At 32.1% G+C, this 18,118-nt stretch carries 19 protein-coding genes; 6 read left to right on the top strand and 13 right to left on the bottom strand.

Annotated elements, in window-relative coordinates; translation table 11 throughout:
• Positions 1-68 precede the first annotated feature (68 nt).
• The 5 genes from B0I03_RS04610 (at position 69) to B0I03_RS04590 (ending at position 3,183) form a co-directional block, all read left to right on the top strand.
• Positions 69-890: a MotA/TolQ/ExbB proton channel family protein gene (locus tag B0I03_RS04610; protein ID WP_111566281.1), complete on the top strand. Its 822-nt coding sequence runs from the start codon at positions 69-71 to the stop codon at positions 888-890.
• Positions 891-910: 20 nt separating this feature from the next.
• Entirely contained in the window at positions 911-1,339 is a 429-nt protein-coding gene (locus tag B0I03_RS04605; RefSeq protein WP_111566280.1) for a hypothetical protein, read from the top strand.
• 6 nt (positions 1,340-1,345) lie between these two features.
• Positions 1,346-1,957, top strand: a complete 612-nt coding sequence (locus B0I03_RS04600) for an ExbD/TolR family protein (RefSeq protein WP_181452341.1) — start codon at positions 1,346-1,348, stop codon at positions 1,955-1,957.
• A 20-nt stretch (positions 1,958-1,977) separates the two neighbouring features.
• Positions 1,978-2,451: an ExbD/TolR family protein gene (locus B0I03_RS04595; protein WP_111566278.1), complete on the top strand. Its 474-nt coding sequence runs from the start codon at positions 1,978-1,980 to the stop codon at positions 2,449-2,451.
• Between the two features lie 72 nt (positions 2,452-2,523).
• Positions 2,524-3,183: a porin family protein gene (locus B0I03_RS04590; RefSeq protein ID WP_111566277.1), complete on the top strand. Its 660-nt coding sequence runs from the start codon at positions 2,524-2,526 to the stop codon at positions 3,181-3,183.
• Here B0I03_RS04590 and B0I03_RS04585 read toward each other — a convergent pair.
• From B0I03_RS04585 to B0I03_RS04550, 8 genes are all read right to left on the bottom strand, one after another.
• On the bottom strand, positions 3,178-3,789 hold the full coding sequence (locus B0I03_RS04585) for a hypothetical protein (RefSeq protein WP_111566276.1): 612 nt from the start codon (positions 3,787-3,789) through the stop codon (positions 3,178-3,180). The two genes, B0I03_RS04590 and B0I03_RS04585, sit on opposite strands and share 6 nt — an antisense overlap.
• Before the next feature lie 9 nt (positions 3,790-3,798).
• Positions 3,799-5,262 carry an RNA polymerase factor sigma-54 gene (gene rpoN / locus B0I03_RS04580; RefSeq protein WP_111566275.1) on the bottom strand — a complete coding sequence of 488 codons (1,464 nt, stop codon included), beginning with the start codon at positions 5,260-5,262 and terminating at the stop codon, positions 3,799-3,801.
• An 82-nt stretch (positions 5,263-5,344) separates the two neighbouring features.
• Positions 5,345-6,793, bottom strand: coding sequence for an asparagine--tRNA ligase (gene asnS, locus B0I03_RS04575; protein WP_111566274.1), 1,449 nt, complete (start codon positions 6,791-6,793; stop codon positions 5,345-5,347).
• Positions 6,794-6,822: 29 nt separating this feature from the next.
• Entirely contained in the window at positions 6,823-9,234 is a 2,412-nt protein-coding gene (locus B0I03_RS04570; RefSeq protein ID WP_111566273.1) for an efflux RND transporter permease subunit, read from the bottom strand.
• A 75-nt stretch (positions 9,235-9,309) separates the two neighbouring features.
• Positions 9,310-11,793, bottom strand: coding sequence for a DUF5686 family protein (locus B0I03_RS04565; RefSeq protein ID WP_111566272.1), 2,484 nt, complete (start codon positions 11,791-11,793; stop codon positions 9,310-9,312).
• A 66-nt stretch (positions 11,794-11,859) separates the two neighbouring features.
• On the bottom strand, positions 11,860-12,423 hold the full coding sequence (frr, locus tag B0I03_RS04560) for a ribosome recycling factor (protein ID WP_111566271.1): 564 nt from the start codon (positions 12,421-12,423) through the stop codon (positions 11,860-11,862).
• 43 nt (positions 12,424-12,466) lie between these two features.
• Positions 12,467-13,174: a UMP kinase gene (gene pyrH / locus B0I03_RS04555; RefSeq protein ID WP_026724473.1), complete on the bottom strand. Its 708-nt coding sequence runs from the start codon at positions 13,172-13,174 to the stop codon at positions 12,467-12,469.
• A gap of 69 nt (positions 13,175-13,243) precedes the next feature.
• Positions 13,244-14,023 (bottom strand): patatin-like phospholipase family protein, encoded by a 780-nt coding sequence (locus B0I03_RS04550; protein WP_111566270.1) that lies wholly within the window; start codon positions 14,021-14,023, stop codon positions 13,244-13,246.
• Between the two features lie 64 nt (positions 14,024-14,087).
• Here B0I03_RS04550 and B0I03_RS04545 point away from each other — a divergent pair, with 64 nt between their 5' ends.
• Positions 14,088-14,693 carry a thioredoxin family protein gene (locus tag B0I03_RS04545; RefSeq protein WP_111566377.1) on the top strand — a complete coding sequence of 202 codons (606 nt, stop codon included), beginning with the start codon at positions 14,088-14,090 and terminating at the stop codon, positions 14,691-14,693.
• An 88-nt stretch (positions 14,694-14,781) separates the two neighbouring features.
• Here B0I03_RS04545 and B0I03_RS04540 read toward each other — a convergent pair whose 3' ends face one another.
• From B0I03_RS04540 to B0I03_RS04520, 5 genes are read right to left on the bottom strand one after another with little or no spacing between them, the layout of a single operon-like run.
• Positions 14,782-15,402 carry a YiiX/YebB-like N1pC/P60 family cysteine hydrolase gene (locus B0I03_RS04540; protein ID WP_111566269.1) on the bottom strand — a complete coding sequence of 207 codons (621 nt, stop codon included), beginning with the start codon at positions 15,400-15,402 and terminating at the stop codon, positions 14,782-14,784.
• Complete coding sequence (gene truB / locus B0I03_RS04535) at positions 15,392-16,090, bottom strand: tRNA pseudouridine(55) synthase TruB (protein ID WP_111566268.1); 699 nt, start codon at positions 16,088-16,090, stop codon at positions 15,392-15,394. The genes B0I03_RS04540 and truB overlap by 11 nt, the downstream gene beginning before the upstream one ends.
• Positions 16,090-16,875: an undecaprenyl-diphosphate phosphatase gene (locus B0I03_RS04530; protein WP_111566267.1), complete on the bottom strand. Its 786-nt coding sequence runs from the start codon at positions 16,873-16,875 to the stop codon at positions 16,090-16,092. The genes truB and B0I03_RS04530 overlap by 1 nt, the downstream gene beginning before the upstream one ends.
• A gap of 6 nt (positions 16,876-16,881) precedes the next feature.
• Positions 16,882-17,121: a DUF3098 domain-containing protein gene (locus B0I03_RS04525; protein ID WP_111566266.1), complete on the bottom strand. Its 240-nt coding sequence runs from the start codon at positions 17,119-17,121 to the stop codon at positions 16,882-16,884.
• Between the two features lie 49 nt (positions 17,122-17,170).
• Positions 17,171-18,046: a cell division protein FtsX gene (locus tag B0I03_RS04520; protein ID WP_111566265.1), complete on the bottom strand. Its 876-nt coding sequence runs from the start codon at positions 18,044-18,046 to the stop codon at positions 17,171-17,173.
• Between the last annotated feature and the right edge of the window lie 72 nt (positions 18,047-18,118).

Below are 18,118 nucleotides of genomic sequence, written 5' to 3'. Positions count from 1 at the left end.
TTAAAAATTTTATAAATATTTTTATATCTTTAAACCCAATTAACTAATTAATTTTAAGAACAAAAGCGATGAAAAGATTATTTTCTATTTTAGCAATCACGGGGCTTATGACTTTTGGAAATGTTCAAGCTCAAGATTCAACTCAAGCAGCAGCTCCTGCTACAGAACAAGTTGCTGATACTACTTCAGCTGAAGCAACAACTGATGAGGCGACAGCAACAACTGACGAGGCTGTAGCTGAAGAAGCTACTTTTACTCAATCAATGAAAAAACGTTTTATTGAAGGAGATCCAATTTGGATGTCACCAGTATTATTGTGTTTAATTTTAGGTTTAGCAATTGCTATTGAAAGAATTATCTATTTAAACCTTTCAACTATCAATACTAAAAAATTCGTTTCTGATATCGAATCAGCATTAAACTCAGGTGGAATTGAAGCTGCTAAAGAAGTAGCTAAAAATACAGCTGGTCCAGTTGCGTCTATCTATTATCAAGGTTTAGAGCGTTCTTCTCATGGTTTAGAATCTGCTGAAAAATCTATCGTTGCTTACGGTGGTGTTCAAATGGGTCAATTAGAGAAAAACGTATCTTGGGTTTCTTTATTTATCGCTCTTGCACCGATGTTAGGATTCTTAGGAACGGTAATTGGTATGATTGTTGCGTTTGACCAAATTGAGTCAGCAGGATCTATGGAGCCATCATTAGTAGCTGGAGGTATTAAAGTAGCGTTATTAACAACGGTATTTGGTCTTATCGTAGCGATGATTCTTCAAGTATTCTACAACTATATCACAGCTAAAATTGACTCTATCGTTAATGATATGGAAGATGCTTCTATCAGCTTAGTTGATATGTTGTCTGATTACTTCAAAGAGAAATTAAATAAATAATACATTAACAAATTGTTGTTATGAACGTATACAAAATTTCAAAAATTTTAGTAATTATAATTGGTATTATTGCCTCTATTTTATTCGTATCTGCATTAGGTATGGAGATTTCAATGGAGAATAATTCTTATATTGTAGATTACTTTATATATGTATCCTATTTAGCAATGGCGATTGCTTTCTTTTCAGTAGTGTATTTTGTATTTAAAAACTTAATTACACACAAAGAACAGTTAAGAAGAGCCCTTATTTCTGTAGGATTGTTTGCTGCAATTGTATTAATTGCATTTATACTTGCAGACAGTACAGAGGTTAAATTAAAAGATGGTGGAGTTATTTCTTCATTTTCTTCAAAATTAATTAGTACTAGTTTGAATACCTTCTATATACTTGCTTTTGTTTCAGTAGCAGTATTAGGTTGGACTGGATTTTCAAAATTTAAAAAATAATAAATCATGGGTAAAAAAAGAGGTGCACCGCCAGAAGTGAATGCTGGTTCTATGGCAGATATTGCATTCTTACTTTTAATTTTCTTTTTAGTTACTACTACAATTGGAGTAGATCAAGGAATTAATAGACTCTTACCTCGTTATGAAGAGAACCCACCTGTTCCGCCTATTAATGAAAGAAATATTTTAACAGTTTTAGTAAATAAAGACAATCAACTTCTTGTAGAAGAAAAATTGGTTGACATCAAAGACTTAAGACAAACTGCTATTGATTTTCTTGAAAATAATGGAAAAGGTATTTGTACTTATTGTAATGGAAAAAAAGATCCTAACTCATCAGATAGTCCTGGTGATGCGGTAATTTCATTAAATAATGATGGGCAAACTACTTATGAAACTTATATTGCAGTTCAAAATGAACTTGTTGCTGCATATAACTTTTTAAGAGATAGAGAATGTAAGAAGCGTTATGGTATGACTTTTACAGAAATGGAATACATTTATAATGATCCAGCTTCTAAAGCTACCGAAGGTTTAGTTGAAGATTTAGAGCCGAAAGTAAAAAAGATTCAGGAATTATTTCCTATGAGACTTTCAGAAGCAGAGCCAAAAAAATAATTATATAATATTAAGAAAGTATGTCTAAATTTAAAAAGAAAAATACGGAGGGAACTCCTGCAATTTCAACAGCATCTTTACCAGATATTGTATTTATGCTTTTGTTCTTCTTCATGACGGCTACTACCATGAAAGATACTGATTTAAAAATTGAAAATACATTACCAAAAGCAAATCAAACTGCAAAATTACATAAGAAAGAATATGTAATGTATATATACGCTGGTAAACCAAGTGAGCGCTACAGAGCTACTCTTGGAGGTTCAGATCGTATTCAATTAGCTGATAAAATGGCATCGCCTTCAGAAATCAGAAACTTTATTATAACGGAAAGAGCTCAGCGTAACTCTGAAGATGAAAAATATCTAACTGCCTCATTAAAAATCGACAAGGACGTTAAAATGGGATTAGTTGGTGCTATTAAATTAGAATTGCGTAAAATAGATCAATTAAAAGTAAATTATACAACAGCAAAAGGAAATCCTGTTGAATAGTATTTTTATGTTATAACTTAAAAAAGGTACGCAATTGCGTACCTTTTTTTATTATTTTTATAAAAAAATATAATGCGATTATTAGTATCCCTTTTTTTTCTATTTTTTGTTTCAATTGGGTTTTCTCAATCTGATACAAAACCTGTTGTTGATTCTCTTTTTCGAGAAGATCAATTTTATGTTTCTATTTCATATAATTTTCTTCAAAATAAACCCGACAATTTTAGTCAGTATTCTTTCTCAACTGGATTATCTGCTGGGTTTTTAAGAGACTTTCCTATATCAGAAAACAGACATTGGGCTATTGCCCCAGGTATTGGTTATTCGTTTAATGATTTGAAGCAAAATATCAATTTTTCTTCTATTTCTAATAGTACAGATACTGAAATCGTAAAAAGTAGAATCATATTGCATTATGTTGATTTTCCGTTAGAGTTGCGATGGCGTAATGCAACACCTGACAGTCATAAATTTTGGAGAATTTACGGAGGATTTATGGCGAGTTATTTGATAAACGGAAAGTTTAAATATGATGGAGATTTAGGTTCTGGGACTGAAAACATCAATGATTTATTAAATAAATTTCAATACGCAACGTATCTAACTTTCGGATTTAACACATGGAATGCTTATATTCATTATGGCTTGAATCCTTTTTTTGATAAAAATAAAACCACTACAGAGAATGATGTTACGACATTGAAAGTTGGCTTGATGTTTTATATTTTATAACCAATACTGATACAAAAACACCTGTGGTCCAGCTCCAATAATAATTCCAGCAATAAGTTCTGTGTAGGTGTGTGCTTTCATGTATAATCGCGAAGAAGCTACCAATCCAATGCAAACAATACAAAAAGCAATAAGATTTACAAAAGGCATTTGGTAATACATGCTTAAGCCAAAAATAAAGCACGTTAAAGCGCTAATTCCAATCATGTGTAAACTTGCTTTGAATTTTAAAATAACGCTCGCTAACACGATTACACTGCTTAAAAATCCACCAAGAAAAAAGAAATATAATTCGGAAACAGTATCTCTCGAAACGCTGAATTTTATCAAAACAAATAACAAAATCGCTTGAACGGCTATTGGCATTTTTCTTTCACTAATACTTGCTTCGGTAAACGAACTCACAATTCCTAATGATCGAAATAAAAAATACATCGATAATGGTAATAGTAAAGTAAGAATTGTTACTTGAATTAACGTTACAATGATTTGTGAGTTATAAAAGAAGGAATTGGCAATTAAAAAGAAGAATAAAGTACCATAAATGGAAACAAATATGGGATGAAAAATATACGAAAAAACAGGTAATATTTTCTTTAAATCCATAATACTCTGTTAGATTTTCTTTCTCAAACGCGCTACTGGAATATCTAATTGCTCGCGATATTTTGCGATGGTTCTTCTGGCAATTGGATAACCTCTTTCCTTTAAAATTTCAGCTAATTGATCGTCTGGTAAAGGTTTTCTCTTATCTTCTTCAGAAATAACTTGTTGTAAAATATTTTTAATTTCGATAGTTGAAACTTCTTCACCTTGATCGTTTGTCATTGATTCGCTGAAGAATTCTTTGATTAATTTTGTTCCATAAGGTGTATCAACATATTTGCTATTCGCCACACGAGAAACTGTTGAAATATCTAAACCAACCATATCGGCAATATCTTTTAAAATCATCGGGCGAAGTTTGGTTTCTTCTCCTTCTAAAAAGTATTCTTGCTGATAAAACATAATCGCATTCATGGTGACATATAATGTTTCCTGACGCTGTTTAATGGCATCAATAAACCATTTTGCCGAATCTAATTTTTGTTTGATAAATTGCACTGCATCTTTTTGTGAACTAGATTTTTCAGAAGTGTCTTTATAACTTTGTAACATTTCCTGATAATCTTTAGAAACGTGCAATTCTGGTGCATTTCTTCCGTTTAACGAAAGTTCTAATTCTCCATCAACAATTCGAATCGTAAAATCAGGAACAATGTGTTCTACCATTTTTTGATTACCGTCGAAACTTCCTCCTGGTTTTGGATTTAGTTTTTCGATTTCGTCAATGGCTTTGCGAAGTTGTTGTTGCGAAACATCAAATTTTTGCAATAATTTATCGTAGTGTTTTTTGGTAAAAGCTTCAAATTGCTGTTCAATCACTTGAATAGCTAAATTGACAGAATCCGATGGTGTTTTGTGCTTTAATTGCAACAATAAACATTCTTGTAAATCACGTGCTCCAACTCCTGCTGGTTCTAATTCTTGTACCAAATGTAAAATACGTTCAACCGTAGTTTCATCAGTATAAATACCTTGAGTGAAAGCCATATCATCAACAATATCTTGAATTGTGCGTCTGATATAACCCATGTCGTCGATACTTCCCACCAAAAACTCAGCAATATCACGCTCGTCATCAGTCAAAATAAAAGTATTCAACTGATTGATTAAATCTTGATGAAAACTTACTGGAGCCGCAAATGGCATCGTTTTGTCTTCGTCATCATCGCTATAATTGTTGGTTTGGTATTTGTAATCTGGCGTTTCATCATTGCTTAAATATTCGTCAATGTTGATATCGCCTGTATCGATGTGTTCGTTATCGTAATCGTCGTAATCATCAGTGTCACTTCCATAATCATCTAAATCGTAATTATCTTCCTTGCTACTTTCTTCCAAAGCAGGATTCTCAACTAATTCTTCCTGAAGACGTTGCTCAAATGCTTGCGTAGGCAATTGAATTAACTTCATCAACTGAATTTGTTGAGGCGATAATTTTTGAGATAATTTGAATTGTAAACTGTGTTTAAGCATTTTTTTGTTTAAAGTTTAAGGTTTCAAGCTTCAAGTTGCTTAACAAAGACAACCTGAAACCTGAAACTTGAAACAACTATTTTTAGAATTCTGCGTTTTGTGGTGTTCTTGGGAAAGGAATTACGTCTCTAATATTACCCATTCCGGTTACAAAAAGCACCAGTCTTTCAAAACCTAATCCGAAACCTGAGTGAACTGCCGAACCGAATCTTCTAGTGTCTAAATACCACCAAAGTTCTTCTTCGTCAATTCCTAAGGCTTTCATTTTTTCTACTAATACATCGTAACGCTCTTCTCTTTGCGAACCACCAACAATTTCTCCAATTCCAGGGAATAAGATATCCATTGCTCTAACGGTTTCTTTTCCTGGCTCAGTGTTGTCGTTTAATCTCATGTAAAACGCTTTAATTTTTGCTGGATAATCAAATAAAATTACCGGACATTTAAAGTGTTTTTCTACTAAGAAACGTTCGTGCTCACTTTGTAAATCAGCACCCCATTCGTTAATGATGTATTGGAATTTTTTCTTTTTGTTTGGCGTTGAATCTTTTAAAATATCAATAGCTTCGGTATAAGAAACACGTTTGAAGTTGTTATCTAATACGAAACTTAATTTTTCTAAAAGCGTCATTTCGCTTCTATCTGCTTGTGGTTTTGATTTTTCTTCTTCTAAAAGTCTTGCTTCTAAGAATTTTAAATCATCTCCACATTTATCAACGGTATATTTGATAACGTATTTGATGAAATCTTCCGCCAAATCCATGTTATCCGCTAAATCGTTGAAAGCAACTTCTGGTTCAATCATCCAAAACTCTGCTAAGTGACGCGAAGTGTTTGAATTCTCTGCACGGAATGTTGGTCCAAATGTATAAATTTGACCTAAAGCCATAGCAAAAGTTTCACCTTCTAATTGTCCAGAAACGGTTAAATTGGTTTGTTTTCCGAAGAAATCTTCTTTGTAGTTGATGCTGCCGTCTTCGTTTCTTGGAGCAGAACCGTCAATTGGTAAAGAAGTTACTTGGAACATTTCTCCAGCACCTTCAGCATCAGAACCAGTAATAATTGGTGTATTCACATAGAAAAATCCTTTTTCTTGAAAATATTGATGTACTGCAAACGCTAAAGTTGAACGCACACGCATAATAGCACCAAAAGCATTGGTTCTTACACGTAAATGAGCGTTTTCACGTAAGAATTCTAACGAGTGTTTTTTAGGTTGCATTGGGAATTTCTCCGCATCGCTATCGCCTAAAATTTCTAATTTCGTTACTTGAATCTCTACTTTTTGTCCAGCACCACGGCTTTCTGCCAAAGTTCCTGTAACGCAAATTGCAGCTCCAGTCGTAATTCTTTTTAAAGTTTCGTCTGGTGTGTTTTCAAAATCTACCACACACTGAATATTATGAATGGTTGAACCATCGTTCAACGCAATAAATTGATTGTTTCTAAATGTTCTAACCCAACCTTTTGCTGTTACTTCATGTAATGTTTTCGTGCTGTTTAAAAGGTCTATTACTTTTGAGTGTTTCATTTCGATTTATTATTTATAATGCAAATATACTATTTCTCGTTTGAATTTTCTTCTTCAATATCTTCTGCTAAAATATCTAATGTTGGTTCTAAGAATTCTTGTTCGTTGGCAATGGTTTTGTCTAACGAAAGCAATAAAGCTGGTAATAAAATTAAGTTAGACAGCATGGCAAATAGCAAAGTTGTTGCAACCAATCCACCTAAGGCAACGGTTCCTCCAAAATCTGAAAGCGTAAATACAGAGAATCCAAAAAACAATACTACAGAAGTGTAAAACATACTAATTCCGGCTTCTTTTAATGTGCTGTAAACAGAGCGTTTTATTTTCCAATCGTTTGCTTTTAATTCCTGACGATATTTGGCCAAAAAGTGAATCGTATCATCAACAGAAATTCCGAAAGCAATGCTAAATACTAAAATAGTTGATGGTTTAATTGGAATTCCTAAGAAGCCCATTAATCCTGCTGTCATTACTAAAGGTAAAATATTTGGCAATAATGATACAATAATCATTTTGAACGAACGGAACATGTAAGCCATTAATAACGAAATCAACACAATAGCAAAAAGTAGCGATTGTACTAAATTGTCAATTAAATAATGGGTTCCTTTTTCAAAAACATAGGCTTTTCCGGTTAGAGAAACTTCATAGCGTTCTTTTGGAAAAATGTGATTGATTTTATCTTGTAATCGTTCCTCTATTTTTTGCATTTTATCGGTGCCAATATCTCGCATAAAAGTGGTAATACGAGCATATTGACCTGTACTATCTACATAGCTTTTCAGCATGTTTTCATTTCCTTTTTGAGTAGAATTTTTGATGTAGGACAAAATAAACGCTTCTTCTTGCTTTGTTGGTAATTCGTAAAATTCTGGATTTCCGTTATAGTAAGCTTGTTTAGAATATTTAACCAAATTAACGATAGAAACAGGTTTTGATAATTCAGGAATTTCAATAATGGTTTCTTGAAGTTCTTCAATTCGTTTTAAAGTGACCGATTTTAAAGCGCCTTTTGGTCTTTTTGTATCTATTACAATTTCTAATGGCATAACGCCGTCAAATTCTTTTTCGTAGAATACAATATCTTTAAAGAAAGGTGCTTTTTTAGGCATATCTTCAATAATACTTCCTGAAACAGTAATTTGATAAATTCCAATAATCCCTAAAACTAAAATTCCAATTGCAGTTGAAAAGACCGCTACACGATGATGTCTAATGGTATTTTCGATCCAATTCATGAAAGCAGCCATATAGTTTTTACCAAGATGCGCCAAGTGTTTTTCTTTTGGCATTGGCATATAACTGTAAACAATTGGGATGATGATTAAACATAAAATAAACAAGAAAACAATGTTTAAGGAAGCAACAATTCCAAATTCTTTCAGTAGCGTACTATCTGTAAAAATGAATGTTCCAAAACCAGCGGCAGTAGTTAAGTTAGTCATTAAAGTAGCATTTCCTACTTTTGAAATAACACGTTGTAACGATTTTGCTTTGTTGCCGTGATTTTTAATTTCTTGTTGGTATTTATTGATAAGAAAAATACAGTTGGGAATACCAATTACAATAATTAGTGGTGGAATAATTGCTGTTAAAACCGTAATTTCATAATGTAATAAACCCAGTGTTCCAAATGACCACATTACGCCAATAATTACCACAAACATAGAAATCATAGTTGCTCTGAAACTTCTAAAGAAGAAGAAGAACAACAAAGAAGTAATTCCAAGTGCGGCGCCTACAAACAATCCAATTTCGCCAATAATACTGTTTGCGTTTAATGTTCTAATGTATGGCATTCCCGAAACGCGAAGATCTAATCCGGTTTCTTTTTCAAATGCACTTATTTTTTCTTGGTTAAGATGTTTCTCTATGAATGCTTTTCTAGCAGGCGTGTTTACAATTTTTTTGTCCATGTAAATTGCAAAACGAACAGCGCCACTTTCTTTGTTAAACAACATGCCTTCGTAAAAAGGTAAGTCGTTATAGAACTCTTTTTCTTTAGTTTTTAAATAAGCATCAGAAATACTATCGTTATTTACAAAAGGGACAAGTTTGAATTTTTGAGCAATTGTATCTTTCTCTAATACGCGTAAATCTTCAATAGAAAGAGTAAGTTCAGTTGCTTTGTCTTTTTTTATTTCGGAAACAAATTTTTCCCAAGCTTTATAGTTTTTTTCTGTGAAGAAATTCTTGTCTTTAAATCCTAGAACTACTAAATTTCCTTCTTCGCCAAATTTTTCTAAAAACGAGTTGTACTGAACATTTACCTCATGATCATCAGGTAATAAGTTAGCTTCAGTGAAGGTAAAACGCATGTTTTTCCACTGAAAACTCATAAAAATTGTGAATAGTAAAATAAGGATTAAAAGAAAAACGCGGTTTCTTAAAATTTTACTGGCAATATAATCCCAAAAACTGGTACTTAACCACTTTAACATCTCTCAAAAATTAGGGTGCAAAGGTAGTAAATCTTACTTAATTTATTGGTTTAGAACGTAACAATTAAGTTAATTTTAAAGTCCTAAATCTAAATAGTAAGAAACTTTAATGGCTATGTTATCGTCAAAGTTAGCTAATTGGTATGGACCGTATCTGTAGAAAGCTACTAAGCCAATTCCTTTGTAAATTTTATTGCATTCAATACCGCTTTCAAAAAAACCATCTTCCATAGTATTGTATGTAATGCCAAGATGTTGATTGTCGTCGTTATTTGATCCAAAAGCCATTCGGGTTACCACCGTAAACTCGGGATTGATTTTATAACCTAAACGAATTTTGTTAAACGTATGTTTTAATTGTAAAGAAGCGTATTGATTAGAGAAGAATTCATTAAAATACATGGTTTCAAAACTGTTCTTTCCAGCAAAAGTTACTCGCTGTAAAATGGCTTCACGATTTAAATTATTAGGAACAATACTATACAAATGTGTAATAGGAACATCGCCAAATGCTATTCCTGTTTGTAACAGAACTGAACTTTTTTGTCCTGATAAATAAGGCAATTCGTAAAATGTTTTGAAATCTATTTTTGAGAAAGCAAAATCATTTTCTAATACGCCTGGAATGGTTTGTGTAAGTTGAAGTGAAAACTTTGGATGGCGTTTTTCATATTCAATTTTTCCCATAGGGGTTTGCATATAATTGCTAAATGGATTCCATTGGAAAGCCAATTGAACGGCAGTTATATTGTAATTAGTGTATGATTTTCCGTCATTTACAAAAGTATAATCAAAAAGAGGTTCGATTTGATTATGAGAAACTCCAAAATAACTCGATGTTTTAGGCAGAAATTTACTTTCTACAAAAATTGAACTCATTCTGTTGTTGTAAAAAGTAGAAATATTGATTGGTCGCGGGTCATAAATTTTAAATCGTCGCGAATCAGTTACAAAACTTGTTTGTGCAATCTCGCTAATATCATCAGAATAGGAAGCACTCACCCAAGTTTCAGAGTTTTTATGTGCTAAATAAGATGGTGTAATTCCATATTTGAATTCATCATCTTTTAATCCGTAAGCACCGTAGAAAGCTACTTTATATTTTTCAGAAAGTTTAGAATTAGTTACTGCTCCAGCTCCTAATCTAAAACCTTCAAAATTATTATACTTTACAATACTTCTTAAATCGATATCAAATATAGAAACTGGAAAATAGCCGTTGATAATTTTTCTTCCTAAAAATAATTTATGCTCAATTCGTTCTGAAAGCGATAAGCTATCGATTGAAATATAGGTGCGAAGTTTTCTTTTATCGAGTGAGTCTTTTTTAAATTTGTTCCAATAATCGTTGTCTTGTTTTAAACTCGATTGCGGAATTTCAATTTTTACTCTTGGTTTAGTTATCGTGATAGGTTTGTTAATCTCAATATCAAAAGGAGTAGATTCAATGGAAATATAGGCTTGGTCAGTTGCATTTTTACTTTCTATTTCATCTAAATCAGAACTAAATTTTATGGTTCCGCCTAAAATTTTAATATCATCTTGATTGTTTCCTTTTGAAACTTTGAATTTTCTGTTTTTTGGAAACCATATATCAAAATCTTTTCTGTAATCAAAAGTGTAAGTTGCATTGATATTTACGATACCATAAATGCGAAAATAGGCTTTACAAATGGCGTAATTTTGAGTATCGATATAAAGTAATCCTCTTAGTCGATTAGCATTTAGTTTTTTAGGCTCAAAGTAAATTCGGTAAGCATTTCTCCCTTCTATTTTTACGGTATCAATTAATTTATAATTATAAAGATTACGGCCAAAATTAGAAATAGGATTTTGTACAGGCGTTTCCAAAATCTCAAAAGGGTTTTCATATACTGAATAGGATATTAATTTCAGTCCAAGATATTCATAAACCGGTTGTTCAAAACCAGCCATTCTAGTAGCTAAAACGGTTTCTTTGCTTTGATATTGATTGTGCTGAATTAAATTAACTTTCTCGGTTTGATACAAATGTTGTCTTTCTGAGAATTTTTTAAATCTGTAGTTTGATGAATCTAGTTTAACTAAAGTTTTTCTAAAAAGTCTCTTTTTGTAAATGGTATCAATTTTAGAAGAAATACTATCAGGATTTGCTGTTACATGAATGTATTCGTAGTTTTTATATTGAAAACTCGATAAGGCCTTTTCAGGGTCATTTGATTTTCGGTTTTCAATTACTTTCTTAACAATGTTATTTACAGAGTGGTCTGAATGAATTTCGGTTTTTTTTTCGTTTAGATCGTTTATCAACTTGATTATTATATTAGCAACCTTCGGTTCTGGATAGGTTATTTTTTCATAATAGCCTTTGAAATTAACTTTTATAGGAAGTTTGTAATCTTTTACTTCGATTGAAAATTTTCCTTCCCAGTCGGCATTGAATTTTTTATTGTTATAAGTTATAGAAGCAAAGGCAATAGGTACTTTTGAATCAAAGTCGATAATTTGTCCTTTTATTTTGGTTTGCGCTACTAAACTACTGGTGATAATAAAGCACAAAAAAAGCCAAAAGTATTTCATTTAGAGGTTGATTTTTTACAAATATATTCAAAATAAAAAATCCCGAGTGTTAATCGGGACTTAAATTTATACTTTCATGATTTCAGCTTCTTTAACAGCTAAAAGTTCTTCAATTTTCTTGATGAATGAATCCGTTAACTTTTGAACATCTTCTTCTGCTTTTTTGCAGATGTCTTCTGCTGTTCCATTTTTTTCTTCTTTCTTGATATCCGTATTCGCATCTTTTCTGTGGTTTCTGATACCAATTTTTGCTTCTTCCGCTTCGTGCTTTGCTTGTTTTACTAAGTCACGTCTTCTTTCTTCTGTTAAAGCAGGAATGTTGATGATAATGTTTTCACCATTGTTCATTGGGTTTAACCCTAAATTAGCAATCATAATTGCTTTTTCAATTGGACCCAACATATTTTTTTCCCAAGGCGTAACAGTTAATGTTCTCGCATCAGGAGCATTGATATTAGCTACTTGCGAAATAGGCGTTTGCGAACCATAATAATCCACAAAAACACCACCTAACATTTGTGGAGAAGCTTTTCCAGCTCTAATATTTAAGAATTCTTTTTCTAAATGAGCAATCGAACCATTCATGGCTTCTTTTGCACTGTCTAAAATAAAGTTAATCTCTTCTGTCATATCTCTAAATTTTTACTTCGTACTTCTAATTTTGTACTTTGTACTATATTGTTACTGTTGTTCCGATAGTTTCTCCTTCGCACACTTTTAATAAGTTACCATCTTTATTCATATCAAATACGATAATAGGTAATTTATTTTCTTGACTCAATGTAAAAGCTGTTGTATCCATTACATTTAATCCTTTTGCTAATACATCTTCAAATGAAATAAAGTCAAATTTAACTGCATCCGCATTTTTTTCTGGGTCAGAAGTGTAAACACCATCTACACGAGTTCCTTTTAAAATTACGTCAGCACCTACTTCAATTCCTCTTAAAACTGCAGCCGTATCAGTCGTAAAATAAGGATTTCCTGTTCCAGCACCAAAAATTACAATTCTTCCTTTTTCTAAATGGCGCGTTGCTCTTCTTTTGATATATGGTTCAGCAATAGCTTCAATTTTTAAAGCGGTTTGTAAACGCGTTTGCATTCCGGCTTCTTCTAAAGCGCCTTGTAGCGCCATTCCGTTAATAACTGTTGCTAACATTCCCATATAATCACCTTGCACTCTGTCCATTCCGTTACTTGCACCAGCTACACCTCTAAAAATGTTTCCACCACCAATAACAATAGCAATTTCTACACCTTTATCATGAATTTGTTTTATCTCGGCAGCATACTCAGCTAAGCGTTGTGGGTCAATTCCATATTGTCTATCACCCATTAAAGCTTCACCGCTTAATTTTAGAAGAATTCTTTTGTACTTCATCGTGTGTTGTATTATTTGTGGTGCAAATATAGTTAAATAGCTATTTTCTAAAAAAAAATGTTTTAACATTTATGTTGCTAAATTTTCAAATGATTTTTTTGCTTCATTATATCCAATCTCAAAAATGGTATCCATCTTTGTTTTACTAGTTTCAAACGTACTATAATTGGCCAACTCTTTAGGTTCGATAATCCAATCACACAAATTGAATTTTTGATAATTGTAATTCGCATACAACAAATCAAAGGCTCTACTTGTAACGGATTTTATTGATTTTAAATCTTTTGATTCTATGTTTTGAATTGGACTCACATAAACTCCAATCAAATAATCGCATCTTCCTTGTATAATGTCGGTTGGGAAATGATTCAAAATACCACCATCGCTATACAATTTGTTGTTGATTTCATAAGGAGACAGCATTCCCGGAAAAGATGAAGAAGCTAAAATGGCATCGATAAGTTTTGTTTCGGAATTAAAAATTTTGAGTTTTCCTTTAACCAAATCGGTTGCCGTGATGTAAGCCGGAATTTTTAAATCACCAATGGTAGTTTCTCCAAGCATTTCAGTAAAATAACTTTTAAAGGATTCCGAATCAATCAATCCAGCTTTTTTGAACGTAAAATGTTTCCAATGAAAAAAGTAAACCGATTTGAAGAATTCTAGAATTTCTTCTGGCGTTTTTCCAAAAGCAAATAATCCGCCTACAATAGCACCTGCACTTGTTCCAGCAATGCAAGAAGGTTGGATGCCTTGTTCAGTTAAAAATTGCAAAGCACCAGCATGAGCAATTCCTTTAGAACCACCACCTGACAATACAATTCCGATAGATTTTGACGAATTTTCCATGTGTAACATTTCTTACATATTATTACCAAAAATAGAATTAAATTTGCCAAATAAAGTTAAGAAGATGATAAATACTATAAAACAAGCACTAGAAAATAGTTTTTCTTTTGCCGATTACCGAAAAAAAGTAACCAATTTAATTGCTGAGGGTAAATCTACAGGTCACACACAGTCAGATGATTTATTAAAATATTCAGAATTGAACGAAACGAGAATGAATCGTTTGGAAAAAACTATTGAGGTTACTAATGAAGTGAAAACTAAACTGCAAAATTTAGATAAAAAGTACATTTGGTTAGTACTAAGCGAAGGTTGGTGTGGAGATGCAGCTCAAATTGTTCCTGTAATTTACAAAATGGCTGAAGTAACAGATAAGGTGGAATTAAAAATTGCTTTACGTGATGATAATGATGCTTTAATGCAACATTTTTTAACGAATGGAGGAAAAGCGATTCCAAAATTAATCCTTTTAGATGCCGAAACTTTAGAAGTTGTAGCGGATTGGGGTCCAAGACCTCATGGTGCTAAACAATTGATTTTAGATTACAAAGCCGCTCACGGAGTAGTTGATGAACCTGCAAAAATTGAATTACAAAAATGGTATTTACACGACAAAGGAATTTCGATTCAGAATGAAATTTTGGAAATGCATGAGCAAGTTTTGAGTTAAAAAATTGAATGCAGATGACACAGATGTTTCACAACGCTGATTAAAACAGATTTTTTATTAAACATTGTGAGACTTTGTGAAACAAAAATCATTCAATTGTTCCAATAATATTCAACTTATCAGAAGTGGAAATTCCACCAGGGTTACAACCAAGTTGCCCTTCTGGGATTTCCATTTTTAGTTTCTTGTAATAATCTGCCCAAACTTCAAAATACTCATTCGATTTTGGCGATTTGAATGTCATCGGAAATAAATCAAACAATGGTTTTTTATACGAATGCAAAAACGCATCATAAATTAATTCCGAGCAATAGTATTTTCCATTATCGTACAAATATTCGTCATCATAAGGAACACCAACTTGTTGTAATGAAAACGAAATGGCTTCCGGAATGTATTTTCGGTATTTTCTTTTTAATCTTCCTACAAACATTTCTTCTTTTGTGTAGGTTTTAAAGGTTTCGTATGGTGTTACTTTTACTGCTTTTCCAGCGGCTTCAATTACGAAAATCGAATCGTTTTTGATGTAAACCATTCCTAAATGGCTAAAATCTTTCCCTTGATAACCTTCTGTAACTTCGTTAATTGCTTCGCAAAGTGGTCCGCAATTCATCGATTGAAATAAAATATCGCCTGTTTTTAGTTTTACGTTTTGTGAAAAACTAAATTGGAATAAAAGAAAAAATAGAAGTAAAGTTTTATTTTTCATCTTGATGCAATTGTTCAAAATCATCAGGAGTAATTGCGTTTTCAACCGAATAATCGCCAATTTTTGTTCTTCGAAGCGCCGTTAAATGTCCGCCCGATTGTAACGCTAATCCAAAGTCATAAGCTAACGAACGAATGTATGTTCCTTTGCTACATTTTACTCTAAAATCGATTTCTGGTAATTGAATTCTAGTGATTTCAAATTCGTAAATCGTAGTTTTTCTGGATTGAATTTCTACTTCCTCGCCAGCGCGCGCGTGTTCGTACAAACGTTTTCCGTCTTTTTTAATAGCAGAAAAAACAGGTGGTTTTTGGTCGATTTCACCTAAAAACTGTTTTGTGGTTTCTAAAATTAAGGCTTCTGTAATATGTTCTGTTGGAAAAGTGGCGTCAATTTCGGTTTCTAAATCGTATGATGGAGTAGTAGCTCCAGCCATAATTGTTCCGGTATATTCTTTGGCTTGCGCTTGAATTTCGGTAATGTTTTTGGTGAATTTACCAGTACAAATAATCAATAAACCAGTTGCTAATGGATCTAAAGTTCCGGCATGACCAATTTTGAATTTCTTAGGTAAATCGTATTTGCGTTTTAAAATGTATTTCAATTTGTTCACCGCTTGAAAGGAAGACCATTTCAAGGGTTTGTCTATTAAAAGAACTTTTCCAGCTAAAATTTCTTCGGCATTCATTAGATAATAGTTAATTTTTGTACGAAGAAATGAATTAATAATATTGCAATTCCAGCAATAATTCGGTAATAACCAAAAATTTTAAATCCGTGTTTGGTTAAAAATCCGATGAATGATTTGATAGCGATTAAGGCTACAATGAATCCGACCACATTTCCAATAATTAATAAATTAATTTGGTCGTCTGAAAGTACAAAACCATCTTTATAATAATCGTATGATTTTTTCAAAGTGGCTCCTAACATGGTTGGGATTGCTAAGAAAAATGAAAATTCGGCTGCAGTTGTTCGTGATAATTTTTGTGTCATTCCGCCTACAATACTAGCGCCACTTCTAGAAACACCTGGAATCATCGCTAAACATTGGAACAAACCAATTTTAAAAGCGGTTAAATAGGAAATTTCAGTTCCTTCCGAATTGCCAAACCATTCGTCAACTTTCAATAATAAAAAGCCACCTATTATTAAAGAAACCGCTACTGTGATAGGGTTTTCTAATAAACTATCTATAAAATCACCTAATAATAATCCGAAAATTACGGCAGGAATAAAAGCAACAAATAATTTAAAGTAAAAATCAAGCGATTGAAAAAAGCGTTTGAAATATAAAACAATTACAGAAAGTATCGTTCCTAACTGAATTACAATTGTAAAAAGTTTAGTAAAATCGTCTTGTGCAATGCCAAAAAAAGACGAAGCAATAATCATATGACCCGTTGAGGAAACAGGTAAAAATTCGGTTATTCCTTCAATAATGGCAAGAATAATGGCTTGTAAAACATCCATAAAGTATTACTTCTTCGGATTTTTTAAAATCGAATAAATCGTAATTCCGAATCCAATTAAAACTACAGTTGGAGCCAAACGAATTCTTCTAAAACTAAATAATTCTTCACCATTGAATACATTTGGATCTTCGCTTCCGCCACCGCTCATTAGGATAAATCCAAGCGCAATCACAGCTAATCCAACTAAAAGAATTTTATAATTTACTTTATCAAAAAGAAATTCGGGTTTGTTGTTATTTTCCATTTTTATATTTTTTTTAATTCACTGAACACTTTTTATGGAACACTGAATACTAATAAAGATCGTCTGTTTTTAAATTTAAGAAACGTTGAGTTGCAAAGAAAGTACTAATCCAAGTGATTAGAATTCCAATTCCTAAAACACCTGTAATAACAATTCCAAGAGAAACGTAATCTTTTGCAATGCCTAAACTTGGGAATAATCCATCTACATAAATAACCAAAGCAATAATTCCGATAATTGCTAATCCAGAACCGATCAATCCTAATTTAATACTTCTCCAAATAAATGGTTTTCTGATGAACGATTTTGTAGCGCCTACCATTTGCATGGTTTTAATAGTGAATCGGTGTGAGTAAATCGATAATCGCATAGAACTGTTGATTAACAACATCGCTACAACCGTTAAAATTCCACTGATAATTAAAATCCAAAACGTGATTTTTGTTACGTTTTCGTTTACCATGTCAACCAATTCTTTATCGTAGATAATTTCCGAAACCATTTCGTTTTTACGAATGTTACGTTCAATTTTCTTGATACTATCTGCATTAACGTAATCACCTTTTAAGTGTATGTCAAATGAATTTTGAAGCGGGTTGAATCCTAAAAACTCCATAAAATCTTTTCCTACGATATCTACATTGTTTTTAGCAGCACTATCCTTGTGAACAAAAGCATATTCTTTGATGAATTTAGCGTTTTTCAATTCAGTGTCAAAAGCGCTAATAGTGGAGTCTTTTGCATCGTTATCAAAGAAAACAGTCATAGGTATGTTTTCTTTAAAATCGTTAGTTATCTTTTTCGAATTAATTACAAAAAGTCCTAAAGCTCCTAATAGGAACAATACTAAAAAGATACTCAATACTACCGAAAAGTAAGAAGATATCAAACGTCGTTTGTTGTAATTTTCAAAAGATGATGCCATATAATTCTATTTAAGCCGTAAAAATAGTAAAGAAATTTTGTTTACATAGAATATAACAACAAAGTTTTAACT

This window comes from Flavobacterium aquaticum (genome assembly GCF_003259835.1).
Taxonomy (GTDB): domain Bacteria; phylum Bacteroidota; class Bacteroidia; order Flavobacteriales; family Flavobacteriaceae; genus Flavobacterium; species Flavobacterium aquaticum.
The sequence above is the reverse complement of the archived record's forward strand: the minus strand, read 5'-3'. Positions and strand labels throughout refer to the sequence as shown.

Bases quoted from the DNA above. Each gene is read 5' to 3' on its own strand.
- rpoN (WP_111566275.1), bottom strand. From the start codon at position 5,262: ATGCTTAAACACAGTTTACAATTCAAATTATCTCAAAAATTATCGCCT.
- B0I03_RS04570 (WP_111566273.1), bottom strand. From the start codon at position 9,234: ATGTTAAAGTGGTTAAGTACCAGTTTTTGGGATTATATTGCCAGTAAA.
- B0I03_RS04530 (WP_111566267.1), bottom strand. From the start codon at position 16,875: ATGGATGTTTTACAAGCCATTATTCTTGCCATTATTGAAGGAATAACC.
- pyrH (WP_026724473.1), bottom strand. From the start codon at position 13,174: ATGAAGTACAAAAGAATTCTTCTAAAATTAAGCGGTGAAGCTTTAATG.
- B0I03_RS04610 (WP_111566281.1), top strand. From the start codon at position 69: ATGAAAAGATTATTTTCTATTTTAGCAATCACGGGGCTTATGACTTTT.
- B0I03_RS04550 (WP_111566270.1), bottom strand. From the start codon at position 14,023: ATGGAAAATTCGTCAAAATCTATCGGAATTGTATTGTCAGGTGGTGGT.
- B0I03_RS04565 (WP_111566272.1), bottom strand. From the start codon at position 11,793: ATGAAATACTTTTGGCTTTTTTTGTGCTTTATTATCACCAGTAGTTTA.
- B0I03_RS04540 (WP_111566269.1), bottom strand. From the start codon at position 15,402: ATGAAAAATAAAACTTTACTTCTATTTTTTCTTTTATTCCAATTTAGT.
- B0I03_RS04520 (WP_111566265.1), bottom strand. From the start codon at position 18,046: ATGGCATCATCTTTTGAAAATTACAACAAACGACGTTTGATATCTTCT.
- B0I03_RS04600 (WP_181452341.1), top strand. From the start codon at position 1,346: ATGGGTAAAAAAAGAGGTGCACCGCCAGAAGTGAATGCTGGTTCTATG.
- B0I03_RS04590 (WP_111566277.1), top strand. From the start codon at position 2,524: ATGCGATTATTAGTATCCCTTTTTTTTCTATTTTTTGTTTCAATTGGG.
- asnS (WP_111566274.1), bottom strand. From the start codon at position 6,793: ATGAAACACTCAAAAGTAATAGACCTTTTAAACAGCACGAAAACATTA.
- truB (WP_111566268.1), bottom strand. From the start codon at position 16,090: ATGAATGCCGAAGAAATTTTAGCTGGAAAAGTTCTTTTAATAGACAAA.
- frr (WP_111566271.1), bottom strand. From the start codon at position 12,423: ATGACAGAAGAGATTAACTTTATTTTAGACAGTGCAAAAGAAGCCATG.
- B0I03_RS04585 (WP_111566276.1), bottom strand. From the start codon at position 3,789: ATGGATTTAAAGAAAATATTACCTGTTTTTTCGTATATTTTTCATCCC.
- B0I03_RS04605 (WP_111566280.1), top strand. From the start codon at position 911: ATGAACGTATACAAAATTTCAAAAATTTTAGTAATTATAATTGGTATT.
- B0I03_RS04545 (WP_111566377.1), top strand. From the start codon at position 14,088: ATGATAAATACTATAAAACAAGCACTAGAAAATAGTTTTTCTTTTGCC.
- B0I03_RS04595 (WP_111566278.1), top strand. From the start codon at position 1,978: ATGTCTAAATTTAAAAAGAAAAATACGGAGGGAACTCCTGCAATTTCA.
- B0I03_RS04525 (WP_111566266.1), bottom strand. From the start codon at position 17,121: ATGGAAAATAACAACAAACCCGAATTTCTTTTTGATAAAGTAAATTAT.